At 57.4% G+C, this 12,019-nt stretch carries 10 protein-coding genes and 1 rRNA gene; 4 read left to right on the top strand and 7 right to left on the bottom strand.

Translation table 11 applies throughout. The features are described from left to right. Position 1 precedes the first annotated feature (1 nt). The 5 genes from sucC to JHC09_RS12770 all read right to left on the bottom strand — a co-directional run bounded on the left by sucC (position 2) and on the right by JHC09_RS12770 (position 4,985). Complete coding sequence (sucC, locus tag JHC09_RS12790; protein ID WP_169195764.1) at positions 2 to 1,195, bottom strand: ADP-forming succinate--CoA ligase subunit beta; 1,194 nt, start codon at positions 1,193 to 1,195, stop codon at positions 2 to 4. A 93-nt stretch (positions 1,196 to 1,288) separates the two neighbouring features. Then, positions 1,289 to 2,251 (bottom strand): malate dehydrogenase, encoded by a 963-nt coding sequence (gene mdh, locus JHC09_RS12785; RefSeq protein ID WP_169195765.1) that lies wholly within the window; start codon positions 2,249 to 2,251, stop codon positions 1,289 to 1,291. 471 nt (positions 2,252 to 2,722) lie between these two features. After that, a complete protein-coding gene (gene zapE / locus JHC09_RS12780) occupies positions 2,723 to 3,847 on the bottom strand; it encodes a cell division protein ZapE (protein WP_199532233.1) in 1,125 nt (374 codons plus the stop codon). Positions 3,848 to 4,024: 177 nt separating this feature from the next. Beyond that, the gene (locus JHC09_RS12775; RefSeq protein ID WP_199532232.1) at positions 4,025 to 4,630 is read right to left on the bottom strand and encodes an AprI/Inh family metalloprotease inhibitor; all 606 of its coding nucleotides are present in this window, start codon (positions 4,628 to 4,630) and stop codon (positions 4,025 to 4,027) included. 127 nt (positions 4,631 to 4,757) lie between these two features. Beyond that, positions 4,758 to 4,985 (bottom strand): hypothetical protein, encoded by a 228-nt coding sequence (locus JHC09_RS12770; RefSeq protein WP_169195769.1) that lies wholly within the window; start codon positions 4,983 to 4,985, stop codon positions 4,758 to 4,760. A gap of 212 nt (positions 4,986 to 5,197) precedes the next feature. Between JHC09_RS12770 and JHC09_RS12765 the strand changes: the two genes are divergently transcribed. From JHC09_RS12765 to JHC09_RS12750, 4 genes are read left to right on the top strand one after another with little or no spacing between them, the layout of a single operon-like run. Continuing rightward, the gene (locus JHC09_RS12765; RefSeq protein ID WP_199532231.1) at positions 5,198 to 6,301 is read left to right on the top strand and encodes a microcin C ABC transporter permease YejB; all 1,104 of its coding nucleotides are present in this window, start codon (positions 5,198 to 5,200) and stop codon (positions 6,299 to 6,301) included. Beyond that, positions 6,298 to 7,395: an ABC transporter permease gene (locus JHC09_RS12760; RefSeq protein WP_199532230.1), complete on the top strand. Its 1,098-nt coding sequence runs from the start codon at positions 6,298 to 6,300 to the stop codon at positions 7,393 to 7,395. Before JHC09_RS12765 ends, JHC09_RS12760 begins: the two co-directional genes overlap by 4 nt. After that, positions 7,392 to 8,996 (top strand): ABC transporter ATP-binding protein, encoded by a 1,605-nt coding sequence (locus tag JHC09_RS12755; RefSeq protein WP_199532229.1) that lies wholly within the window; start codon positions 7,392 to 7,394, stop codon positions 8,994 to 8,996. Before JHC09_RS12760 ends, JHC09_RS12755 begins: the two co-directional genes overlap by 4 nt. Before the next feature lie 10 nt (positions 8,997 to 9,006). After that, on the top strand, positions 9,007 to 10,860 hold the full coding sequence (locus JHC09_RS12750; protein WP_199532228.1) for an extracellular solute-binding protein: 1,854 nt from the start codon (positions 9,007 to 9,009) through the stop codon (positions 10,858 to 10,860). Positions 10,861 to 10,903: 43 nt separating this feature from the next. Here JHC09_RS12750 and JHC09_RS12745 read toward each other — a convergent pair whose 3' ends face one another. Together JHC09_RS12745 and rrf are read right to left on the bottom strand one after the other, a co-directional pair. Beyond that, entirely contained in the window at positions 10,904 to 11,515 is a 612-nt protein-coding gene (locus JHC09_RS12745) for an exonuclease domain-containing protein (protein WP_199532227.1), read from the bottom strand. Between the two features lie 392 nt (positions 11,516 to 11,907). After that, positions 11,908 to 12,019: ribosomal RNA gene (gene rrf / locus JHC09_RS12740) — 5S ribosomal RNA — on the bottom strand; the annotation flags it as partial.

Here is a 12,019-nt window from a genome sequence, read left to right as displayed (position 1 = left end):
CTTAGCCGTTCACCGCTGCGACGATCTTCTTCGCCGCATCGTCGAGATCGTCTGCTGCCGTAATGGCGAGACCAGATTCATTGAGAATTTTCTTGCCGAGTTCGACATTGGTGCCTTCAAGGCGCACGACCAGCGGCACCTTCAAACCAACTTCCTTCACCGCAGCGATCACACCTTCAGCAATAACGTCACACTTCATGATGCCACCGAAGATGTTGACCAGAATGCCTTCAACCTTCGGGTCAGCGGTGATGATCTTGAACGCTGCAGCAACCTTTTCCTTGCCCGCGCCGCCACCAACGTCACAGAAGTTCGCTGGCTCTTTGCCATAGAGCTTGATGATGTCCATGGTCGCCATGGCAAGGCCTGCGCCGTTCACCATGCAACCGATGTTACCATCGAGCGCCACGTAAGCGAGGTCCCACTTGGAGGCTTCGATTTCCTTGGCGTCTTCTTCGGTTTCGTCGCGCAGCGCCTTGATATCGTCATGGCGGAACAGCGCATTGCCGTCGAAGGAAACCTTGGCGTCGAGAACGCGCAAATGCCCGTCCTTCATGACGATCAGCGGGTTGATCTCCAAGAGCGCCATGTCCTTTTCGACAAACGCTTTGTAGATGATCGGGAACAGCGACTTAGCGTCTTCTGCTGCCGCGCCATCGAGTTCCAATGCCTTGGTGATAGTGGCGACGTCAGCCGCAGTCACACCAGCTTCCGGATCGATCGCAATGGTATGGATCTTTTCCGGAGTGTCGTGAGCGACAGCTTCAATGTCCATGCCGCCTTCAGTCGAAACGACAAAAGCAACGCGGCCCACGGAACGGTCGACCAGCAGCGAGCAATAAAGTTCGCGTGCAATGTCAGCGCCGTCTTCGATGTAGAGACGGTTCACCTGCTTGCCAGCCTCGCCGGTCTGCGCGGTAACGAGGGTGTTGCCCAGCATGTCCTTGGAGAAAGCGACGACTTCATCGATCGACTTTGCCAAGCGCACGCCGCCCTTAGCATCGGGACCAAGTTCCTTGAACTTGCCCTTACCGCGACCGCCGGCATGGATCTGGCTCTTGACCACATAAAGCGGGCCAGGAAGCGACTGCGCAGCTGCCGCAGCATCGTCCACCGAATAAATGGCGACGCCAGCAGCGACCGGAGCACCGTAGTCTTTCAGCAGTGCCTTGGCCTGATGTTCATGAATGTTCATCGTATTCCCCTTGGGTGGGCAGTTTCGACCCGGACAATTCTAGAGACCGGAGAGGCAAAAGCCGCCGGTAAGTATCCGGCGGCTTCTGAAGTGTTACGCCAGCTTTGGCGCGATTTTCTTACAAGCGTCGATCAGGCCCTCAACGGCACCAACCGACTTTTCAAAGGCCTTTTGTTCGGCCGAATTGAGCGCGATCTCGACGATCTTTTCCGCGCCACCAGCGCCGATGACGACTGGAACGCCAACATAGGTGCCCTTCACGCCATATTCGCCGTTGAGGTAAGCTGCGGACGGAAGCACGCGCTTCTTATCCTTGAGATAGCTTTCAGCCATAGCAATGGCCGACGAGGCTGGAGCATAGAAAGCCGAACCGGTCTTGAGCAGAGCAACGATCTCTGCGCCACCATCACGGGTGCGCTGAGTGATCTCTTCAAGACGCTCCTTGGTCATCCAACCCATCTTAACGATGTCGGTCAGCGGAATGCCTGCAACGGTCGAGTAACGCGCCAACGGCACCATGGTGTCGCCGTGACCGCCAAGAACGAATGCGTTGACGTCTTGGATCGACACACCGAGTTCTTCAGCGATGAAGTGGCAGAAGCGCGAGCTATCGAGCACGCCAGCCATGCCGATCACCTTGTTGGTCGGCAGACCAGAGAACTTCTGCAGCGCCCATACCATCGCGTCGAGCGGGTTGGTGATGCAGATGACGAAAGCGTCTGGTGCGTATTTTGCAATACCCGCACCAACCTGCTCCATAACCTTGAGGTTGATTTCAAGAAGGTCATCGCGGCTCATGCCTGGCTTGCGCGGCACGCCTGCGGTGACGATAACAACGTCAGCGCCTTCGATGTCCTTATATTCAGAAGTGCCCTTCATGACGGCATCGAAGCCTTGGGTCACAGCAGATTGCGCGATGTCGAGCGCCTTGCCCGGACCTACGCCATCGACCACGTCGAACAGGACTACGTCGCCCAATTCCTTCTGAGCCGCCAACAGGGCCAGCGTACCGCCGATCTGTCCTGCACCGATAAGGGCAATTTTCTTGCGCGCCATAAGTCTCATCCCAGACTGCGTTGAATTGGCGCAGTTCATACCGCTTGTGCCAAATCCGGGCAAGTGAACCCTTCGTCGTAATTGCCAAAACGCTCATGCCGATGAGCGATGGGGTAATGCCCAATTGGCAGCCGACAAAGAGGACGGAAATAACCTAAGCTGTCGGTCATTCCGCCCAAAATTCCCTGATATTCCGGGGTTTTGGGCTTTTACGGATTTCCCTGTACCGAACAAGTTAGCAATTCGGAGGGTGGTATGGAAAACGGCGTTTTCGGCCATTTATCCACCCAAATCAGCCGACACGATTTATCGGCGCTAGATCAAGAAATCCGAAAACGGCAAGAGCCTGGACGATAAAAATTACGTCCCCCGGATAGCTTAGCCAAGAACATTCCCTATCCGAACGAAATACCCAAACGCCTTGCGCAGTACATTTTGAATGGCAGTCGTCAGACAGCCCAATCAACCCGCCTATACGCTCGGCGCGTCACGTAGGCCTTTAGCGAGATATTCTTCCGATTGCATCTCGGTGAGACGCGAGAGCGTGCGTTGAAACTCAAACGCCGTCTTTTCGTCTGCACCCAATTGCTCCAGCGGCACCGCAAAGCTTGCCGCCAGTTTGACGCCACGATCATACAAGCTATCGATCAGAAGTATGAAACGCTTGGCAGCGTCCGATTTTGTCCGTCCCATCTGCGGAATATTGTCGAGCACGAGCGAATCAAACTCGTGCGAAATCCGCACGAAGTCGCGCGTGCCAAGTGGCTTCTCGCAAAGATCGACGAAGTTGAAGCGCGCTGCGCCCATAGCCACCAAAGGCACAGGGATCTGTCGGCCAATGCTTTCCACCACGCCGGGAGCCCCCTGCTCACCTCCGGTTATGCGCAGCCACATCTTATCCATGGCCGCGTCCACCTCAGGCCCAGTGCCAAAAGCGTAAACATGCTGGCCTGCAAACTTAAGGCGGCGATAGTCCTGATCGCTAAGAAGCGTGGCCACGACCGTCTTTTCTTTCAAGAGCGCGATAAATGGCAGGAAAAGCTGCCGGTTGAGCCCGTCCTTATAAAGGCCATCAGGCTCAACATTGGAAGTCGCCACCAACGTCACGCCACCGGCAAACAGTTTTGAGAACAGCCGGTCGAGCAGCATGGCATTGGTAATGTCATGCACATGGAATTCGTCTAGGCACAGCACGCGCAGGCCGGACTTCAAAATGGGCTTGGTTACCGCATCCACCGGGTCTGCCGCGCTATCTTTCGCAGATTTGCGAAAAGCCGAGATCGCCACATGCACTTCGTCCATGAACTCATGGAAATGCACGCGCCGCTTCTCGGCCAAAGGCAGCGCTGTGTAGAACAGGTCCATCAGCATGGTCTTGCCGCGGCCCACCTCGCCAACAAGGTAGAGACCCTTCACCGACACCGGCTTTTCAAACAAACCGAAGAAACCGCCCTTGGTCTTGGCGCCGGTGAGATCGGTAAGAATGCGGTCGAACTCGCCCGCAGCATCACGCTGGGCCGGATCGGGCGTCAAAGTTTTCCGTGCGACCAGATCTTCATAGGCGCGGCGTACGGGACCAAAAACAGGAACGGACATGGGCAACTTTATCGGCAGCGATCTAAGCACGGCCTTTCCGGGCATCCCGGAAACCTCTGTCTGCTGCCGGTCAAACAGTGTCCCCCGCGCGTGCGGGGGCGACGGGCGCATGTTTAGGGGCGCGGTGCGGAAGCCGTCAAACAAAAAAGCCGGCCCCAAGGACCGGCTTTCAAAGCTTTAGCGCGACATCGACAGCGCTTGGCCACCACTCATAGTGCCGATATAACGGCCGCTAGAGGGTGCGAGGAAGGCTGCGATATTGCCGTTCTCATCATAAAGCTGGAGCTGGCTGCCAACTTGCTGCCAACCAGTGATGGCCGCAACCTGCGGGATCGCACAACCCGGAGCCGAAGCACGATAGTAGCTCGTACCGGTCTTGGAGGTCAGCGGCAGATTCAACTGGCAAGCCTGCCCCGCTGCTGCGACATTCCAAGAGCCTTCTGGGCCGGAAGCCGTTGGCACGCTGGCGAACGAGCCGCCAGTGGTACCAGCTGTTGCAAAGGTGTTCGAAGTACCACCGAGAGGCGGAAGAGCCGACGTCTGCTGACCGCCCAAAACCGGCTGACCAGAAAGACCCGGCGCCACAGTGCCAGAAACGCCACCGAGAGGAGGCAAACTATTGGTTTGCACAGCCGAGGTCTGCACTGGCTGCAGCTGCTGGGGTGTACCGACCACATTAAGATTCGCCGTATTGGTCCGGCTCGTTGGCGAACAAGCAGCGACCACAAGGGCCATAACCGCTAGGCTCGTCAGGGTAGAAACGCTGCGCGTCCAAACCTGCATTGTTAGACTCCTGCCGCAAAGAATTAAGGCATATTAACACTTGTGGCGGCTTATATGCAAAGCCCCAACATCATTCAATCAACATCCCAAGCACCCCCTATTGCTCAGAACTGTGGCGCATTCACGCTCAGCTCTCTTGCATATCCTTGAGCAATTCCCCCGCGAGAAGCTTTGCGTCTTCCGCTTCATCGTCCGGGACCTCAATACCAACGCCTTCCTCGGCGAAAAGGTTCGGCACGCCCGGCAATCCGCCTTCGCGCAATTCGAGCGGGTGAAAGCCATGGGCGCGCAAGGCCACGAGTAGAATCCTCGCCACAGAAAGGTCTTTCACGCGGGCAATCGTCTCAAAGCGCATCTGCGGCTCCTGTTTGTGCTGCAACCGTGAACCAAGCCCTTGTTCGATACAACCCCATATCCCCTTGCCGCTCCTCACACTGAGGAGAACAGATTGGCCAAAACTCCGCCGAATAAATTATAGATTTGTTGGACCTTAAGCGGCGATGCGTGCATTCTGTACTCCTATGATCTTGCAGCGCATGTCGACGCGTCTGGCCTATCGGAGACAGAATGGGCGCCTATATTCTCCGCCGCCTTTTGCTGATGATACCGACCGTGTTCGGCATCATGGCCATTTCTTTTCTGATCACCCAATTTGCCCCCGGCGGCCCGGTTGAACAGGCACTCGCCAACCTTTCCGGCCAGAACAATGGCGGCATAATGGAGCGCGTCACGGGGGGCGGCAGCGATCAAATCGCGCCACCGAGCAGCAACCAAGGCCCCAACGCCACTGGTTATCGCGGCTCCCAAGGTCTCCCGCCTGAACTGGTCGACAGAATCGAAAAGCAGTTCGGCTTCGATAAGCCGCCGCTCGAGCGCTACTTCTCTATGATCGGCAATTACCTGCGCTTCGACTTTGGCGAGAGCTATTATCGAGACATCTCGGTCATCGATCTCATCCTTGAGAAAATGCCGGTGTCGATCTCGCTCGGTTTGTGGATGACCATTATCTCCTATGGCATTTCCATTCCTCTCGGCATTGCCAAGGCCACTCGCGATGGGTCGCGCTTTGACGTCTGGACCTCCACCATCGTCATCATCGGCTATGCCGTGCCGGGCTTTCTCATCGCCATTGCCTTTATCGTGCTCTTTGCCGGCGGCAGTTTCTGGCAAATCTTCCCACTGCGAGGTCTCACCTCGCCCGGATTTGCCCTGATGCCGTGGTGGCAGCAAATCCTCGACTATGCTTGGCACATGGTGCTACCCATCACCGCCATGGGCTTTGGGGCTTTCGCCACTTCGACGCTCCTCACCAAGAATTCCTTCTTGGATGAAATCTCCAAGCAGTATGTTACAACCGCTCGCGCCAAAGGCCTCACCGAACATCGCGTTCTCTATGGCCACGTTTTCCGCAACGCTATGATGCTGATCATCGCTGGCTTCCCCGGCGCTTTCATCGGCGCTTTCTTTGGCGGGTCCTTGCTGATCGAAACCATCTTCTCACTAGATGGCCTTGGCCTTTTGAGTTTTGAATCGATCATCAACCGCGACTACCCGGTGGTGTTCGGCACGCTCTACATCTTCTCTCTTCTCGGCCTCATCATCAGCCTTATCTCAGACCTCACTTACATGTGGGTCGATCCACGCATTGATTTCGAGAGCCGTGGCCAATGAGCAAGCTCTCGCCAATAAATCAGCGTCGCCTTGCCAATTTCCGCGCCAACAAACGCGGCTATTGGAGTTTTTGGATTTTCCTCGCCGTCTTCATTCTGACCCTCGGCTCTGAATTCATCGCCAATGATAAGCCCATTCTCGTCTCCTATAAGGGCGAGATGCTGGTCCCGGCCTTCATCGATTACCCGGAAGAAAAATTCGGCGGCTTCCTCGCCACCACCAATTATCGCGATCCGTTCATCGCCGATGAGATCAACGCCAATGGCTGGGCCCTCTGGCCCTTGGTCCGCTTCAGCTATGCCACGGTGGACAGAAATATCGCCTTTTCCGGCGCCAATCCGCCGAGCTGGCTGATGGACCGCGAAGCAATCTGTTCGCGCTATCCTCAAGGCACGGCGGACCCTGACTGCCACTCTGGCAATTACCATTATCTCGGCACTGACGACCGCGCCCGCGATGTCCTCGCCCGCCTGCTCTATGGCTTCCGCCTTTCGGTTCTATTTGGGCTCACCCTCACCATTGCCTCCTCCGCCATCGGCATTCTGGCAGGGGCCATGCAGGGCTATTTCGGCGGCTGGGTCGATCTCATTTCCCAGCGCGTCATCGAAATCTGGACCTCAGTCCCTTCGCTCTATCTCCTGCTGATCATCTCGTCAGTGATCACCCCAAGCTTCTGGGTGCTCCTGGGCATTCTGTTGCTGTTCTCTTGGGTCTCGCTCGTCGCCATTGTCCGGGCTGAATTCCTGCGCGCCCGCAATTTTGAATACGTCAACGCCGCCCGAGCACTCGGCGTTTCTGACGGCCAGATTATATGGCGGCACCTGCTACCCAATGCCATGGTCGCCACCCTCACCTTTATGCCCTTCATCATGTCCGGCTCGGTGACCACCCTCACCTCGCTCGATTTTCTGGGTTTTGGTCTGCCCCCCGGCTCCCCCTCTTTGGGTGAGCTTCTGGCGCAGGGCAAAAACAACCTTCAGGCCCCTTGGCTGGGCATCACTGGCTTTTTCACCATCGCCGTCATGATGACCCTGCTCGTCTTCATCGGTGAGGCCGTACGCGATGCCTTCGATCCGCGGAAGATTTTCAAATGACCGCGCCCATGCTTTCCGTCAAAGACCTGACCATTCGCTTCGGCGCCTCTCAGGTCGTCAACAGCATCGCCTTTGATATCGCCCCCGGCGAAACCCTCGCCCTCGTGGGCGAGAGCGGCTCGGGTAAATCCATCACCGCCCTCTCCTTGTTAAAGCTCCAAACCGGGGCCGCCAGCGTATCCGGCTCGATACAGTTCGACGGCCAAGAACTGATCGGCGCGTCCGAAAGCGCACTACGCGCCATTCGCGGCAATGACATTGGCATGATCTTCCAAGAGCCCATGTCCTCGCTTAATCCCGTTCACAGCATCGGCAAGCAGGTCGGCGAAATCTTGGAAGTCCACCAAGGCCTGCGCAAAAACGCTGCTCGAGCCAAAGTGATCGAACTGCTCACCGAGGTTGGCATCCCCGACCCAGTCAGCCGTATCGATGATTTTCCGCACCAGCTCTCCGGCGGCCAACGCCAGCGCGTCATGATCGCCATGGCGCTCGCTAACAATCCCAAGCTCCTCATCGCCGACGAACCCACCACGGCCCTCGACGTCACCGTACAAGCCCAAATCCTCGCGCTGCTCAAACGCCTCCAGGCAGAAAAGGGCATGGCACTACTCTTCATCACCCATGATCTGGGTGTCGTCCGCCGCATCGCCGATCGTGTCGCAGTGATGAATAAGGGCGACATTGTCGAGACCGGCCCAGTCGCCACCATTTTCGACGCTCCGCAACACGACTACACCAAACGCCTTCTTGCCGCCGCGCCGGAAGGCACCCCGCTGCCCCCCGCCACCGACGCCCCCACGATCGTCGAAACCAGTGATCTCAAAGTCTGGTTCGCCATTCAGCGCGGGCTACTTAAGCGCACAACCGGCCACTTACGCGCTGTGGACGGCGTCACCCTCGCCATTCGTCGGGGTGAAACCCTCGGCGTCGTCGGTGAAAGTGGCTCGGGCAAGTCCACCCTCGGCTATGCCCTTCTGCGCCTCATTCGTTCGCAAGGGCGCATTGTCGTCCTCGGCAATGACATTTCCAAACAATCTGGCCGCGCCCTGCGCCCGACGCGCCGCAATATGCAAATCGTCTTCCAAGACCCTTTCGGGTCTCTGAGCCCGCGTATGTCGGTCAGTGAGATTATAGAAGAAGGGCTGACGGTCCACTTCCCCAAACTCACAGCCGATGAGCGCGCGAAAAAAGTCGTCGACGCCCTGCGCGAGGTCGGTCTCGATCCCGACACCGCCACCCGCTATCCGCATGAATTTTCTGGTGGTCAGCGCCAGCGCATCGCCATCGCCCGCGCCCTCGTGCTGGAGCCCGATTTTCTCGTCCTAGATGAGCCGACCTCAGCGCTGGACGTCTCCATACAGGCAGAGATCATCACGCTCCTGCGCGCCGTCCAGCAACGTCGCCAGTTAAGCTATCTCTTCATCAGCCACGATCTGAAAGTCGTCCGCGCCCTTGCCCATCGCCTCATCGTGATGAAAAGCGGTCAGGTGGTCGAACATGGATTTTCCGAAGACATTTTTGCCGCGCCGCAACACGCCTACACCCAGCAATTGCTGACTGCCGCCTTCGACATCACCCCATTAGCGCCCACATTGACTTAGGAGACAGCCGATGACATCGACGCGACGCCTTCTCTCCCTCACCCTTGCCGCCGCTCTCTCCTTGAGCACATCGGCTTTGGCCCTCGCCGAAACTGTCACCGGCGCTTGGACCCACGCCTTCACTATGGGCGACGCCGCCAAGTATCCGGCAGACTTCAAGCATTTTGATTATGTGAATCCAGACGCGCCCAAGGCTGGCACGCTGCGTCTTGGCACCCGCGGGGCCTTTGACACATTTAACCCCATCCTGCCCAAGGGCGATCCGGCGGCAGGGCTGGGCCTCACCTACGACACGCTGATGACCCCCTCGCTCGACGAGAACAACACCTATTACGGACACTTGGCCAAAGAGCTCTTCATCGAGCCCGATTACAGCGCCGTCACCTTCCGCCTCGATCCCGACGCCAAATGGCACGATGGCGAAAAAGTCACCGCCGCCGACGTCGTCTGGACCTTTGAAAAGATGATCGAATTGAGCCCCAATCAGGCTCAGTACTATGCCAGCGTCACCAATGCCGAGGTTCTGACCGATGGCGAGGTAAAATTCACTTTCAACGAAAAGAACAATCGCGAACTCCCCCTGATTTTGGGCCAGCTTCTGGTTCTGCCTCAACACTGGTGGGAAGGCACCGACGCCACGGGCAACAAGCGCGATATTGGCGCCTCGACCCAAGAGCCCCCTCTCGGCTCCGGCGCCTATAAGTTGAAAAGCTTCGACGCGGGCAAAACCATCACCTATGAGCGCGTCCCCGATTATTGGGCCGCCAGCAAACCCACCGAACTTGGCCAGAACAATTTCGACACCCTCGCTTACGAATATTTCCTCGACGAGAGCGTCTGGTTCGAAGGCTTTAAGGGCGACCAATTCGACTACTGGAGCGAATATTCCGCCCGCCGCTGGGCTACGGGCTTTGATTTCCCCGCCGTAGCGGAAGGCCGCGTGGTCCTAGAAACCTTCGCGCAGGACTATAACGCCTCAGGCGCCATGACCGGCTTCATTCCCAATCTTCGCCGCGACAAGTTCCAAGACGAGAAGGTCCGCGAAGCGCTTAACTACGCTTTCGACTTTGAAGAGCTCAACCGCACGGTGTTCTTCGAGCAATACGACCGCATCAACAGCTACTTCTTCGGCCTCCCCTTCGCCTCCAAAGACCTCCCGCAAGGCGAGGAGCTGGATATTCTCGAAAGTGTCAAAGACCTGATCCCGGCCTCGGTCTTCACCGAGGTCTACACCAACCCGGTCGCGGGGGATTCCCAAAAGCTGCGTGGCAATCTTCGGACCGCCCTCGGCCTCCTCACCGAAGCAGGCTACACGCTGCAAGGCAACCAATTGGTCGACGCCAACGGCAAGCAACTCGAGATCGAGCTGCTCATGCATCAAGCCTCACTCGAACCCATCGCGCAGAACATGATCACCAATCTGCGCCAAATCGGCGTCGCCATGACCCTACGCATGGTAGACACCCCCCAATATATCAATCGCCTGCGCAGCTTTGACTACGACATGATCTACACCAGTTGGGCACAGAGCTTTTCGCCGGGCAATGAGCAGCGCTTCTTCTTCGGCACCGGCTCGGCGGAGGCCGAAGGATCACAAAACTACCTCGGACTCGCTGACAAGGGCGTAGACGCCATCATCGAAAAGCTCATTGCTGCTGATGACCGTGCGACGCAAGAAGCAGCCAGCGCGGCCCTCGACCGTGTCCTCCTGCACAAACACCTCGTCGTCCCCGGCTACGCCCTCCAATACTCCCGCACAGCCCGCTGGAACCGCTTCAGCCATCCAGAGACGCTGCCCGAGTTTTCCTCAGGCTTCCCCACGATCTGGTGGTGGGACGAGGCAAAGGCAGCCCAAACCAAATAAACGCCAAAACAATTAAGGGACGCTCCAGCGTCCCTTTTCTCTTCTAAGCGCCGAAGTCAGCCGCGGTAAGCGCTCCCGAGCGCAACAAATGCTGCACGGCAATGCTCAATGAGAATGCATCGCTGAGCGCGTCATGTTCAGTCAGACCCTCGGGCGCCACTCCATAATAGTCCGCCAAACGACTACTCGGCGTCCGCGCCAAATCCTCTATCGGCATGCCCCCGGCAATGAGCAACTTGACCGCATTATCAAAGCGCGTCGCGGGAATGGGCGCAGCGATCCCCTCCACGTAGCAGCTAATAGCCACCATATTTTGCTCGTCTTTCCCCCAAGACCACATCTGCACGCCTTGAGAAAACTGATCTAGCGCAACGAGCGCACCCGCCAAATCCACGCCCTCCTGCGAAAGATGCCGCTCTTCAATGCCAGTCAGCTGCGAGAAGAAAGGATCAAGCCGCGCCACTTTCCCATCCCGCTCATGTGGAACGACATAACGAGTAAAAGTCTCAAGGATCGGGAAGTTCTCCTCCAAGCCCAGTTTCACTGCACCGATCTGGGCAATCACCGGATCGGGATCCTGCCCCCCACACCAAAACCGCCTCTGTGACCCTTCGATACACAGGAACTCGCAATCAAAGAACACCGCCCCACGCATTCATCTCTCCCCACCCAAAGAGAAAGAAGGCTAAGCCTCGGGCGCAGACGACACAAGCACCCTAACCGTTGAACACATCCCTCAACATACGCTGCTCTGCCTCCCTCCCCCTTGCGGGGAGGGAATGAGGGTGGAGGTAGTCTGAACCGGCAGAACCTTCGTTCTTACCTCTCCCTTCGGGGGAGAGGTCGGCCCTCGTGGGCCGGGTGAGGGGGCCTTGTTTCGGGCATACAGATCCAACCCAGCACACCGTTCCAGTCCCTCCCCCGGTCACGGGGGAGGTTAGGTGGGGGCAATTGCACGGAGCTTAGAAACGCAAAAAGCCCCGCTGGTGAGCGGGGCTTTTTGTATTTGGTTTTGATGATCGTCGAGAGAATTTATGTTTTTGGCAGACCTTGCAGTGACCTACTCTCCCAAGTCTTGAGACTTAGTACCATTGGCGCGGAGGAATTTGACGGTCGAGTTCGGGATGGGATCGGGTCTTGGGCTCCTCGCAAGAACCAC

The organism is Devosia sp. MC532, assembly GCF_016461625.1.
Lineage (GTDB): Bacteria > Pseudomonadota > Alphaproteobacteria > Rhizobiales > Devosiaceae > Devosia.
This window is presented reverse-complemented; position numbering and strand designations above follow the sequence as displayed.

Bases quoted from the DNA above. Each gene is read 5' to 3' on its own strand.
- sucC (WP_169195764.1), bottom strand. From the start codon at position 1,195: ATGAACATTCATGAACATCAGGCCAAGGCACTGCTGAAAGACTACGGT.
- mdh (WP_169195765.1), bottom strand. From the start codon at position 2,251: ATGGCGCGCAAGAAAATTGCCCTTATCGGTGCAGGACAGATCGGCGGT.
- zapE (WP_199532233.1), bottom strand. From the start codon at position 3,847: ATGTCCGTTCCTGTTTTTGGTCCCGTACGCCGCGCCTATGAAGATCTG.
- JHC09_RS12775 (WP_199532232.1), bottom strand. From the start codon at position 4,630: ATGCAGGTTTGGACGCGCAGCGTTTCTACCCTGACGAGCCTAGCGGTT.
- JHC09_RS12770 (WP_169195769.1), bottom strand. From the start codon at position 4,985: ATGCGCTTTGAGACGATTGCCCGCGTGAAAGACCTTTCTGTGGCGAGG.
- JHC09_RS12765 (WP_199532231.1), top strand. From the start codon at position 5,198: ATGGGCGCCTATATTCTCCGCCGCCTTTTGCTGATGATACCGACCGTG.
- JHC09_RS12760 (WP_199532230.1), top strand. From the start codon at position 6,298: ATGAGCAAGCTCTCGCCAATAAATCAGCGTCGCCTTGCCAATTTCCGC.
- JHC09_RS12755 (WP_199532229.1), top strand. From the start codon at position 7,392: ATGACCGCGCCCATGCTTTCCGTCAAAGACCTGACCATTCGCTTCGGC.
- JHC09_RS12750 (WP_199532228.1), top strand. From the start codon at position 9,007: ATGACATCGACGCGACGCCTTCTCTCCCTCACCCTTGCCGCCGCTCTC.
- JHC09_RS12745 (WP_199532227.1), bottom strand. From the start codon at position 11,515: ATGCGTGGGGCGGTGTTCTTTGATTGCGAGTTCCTGTGTATCGAAGGG.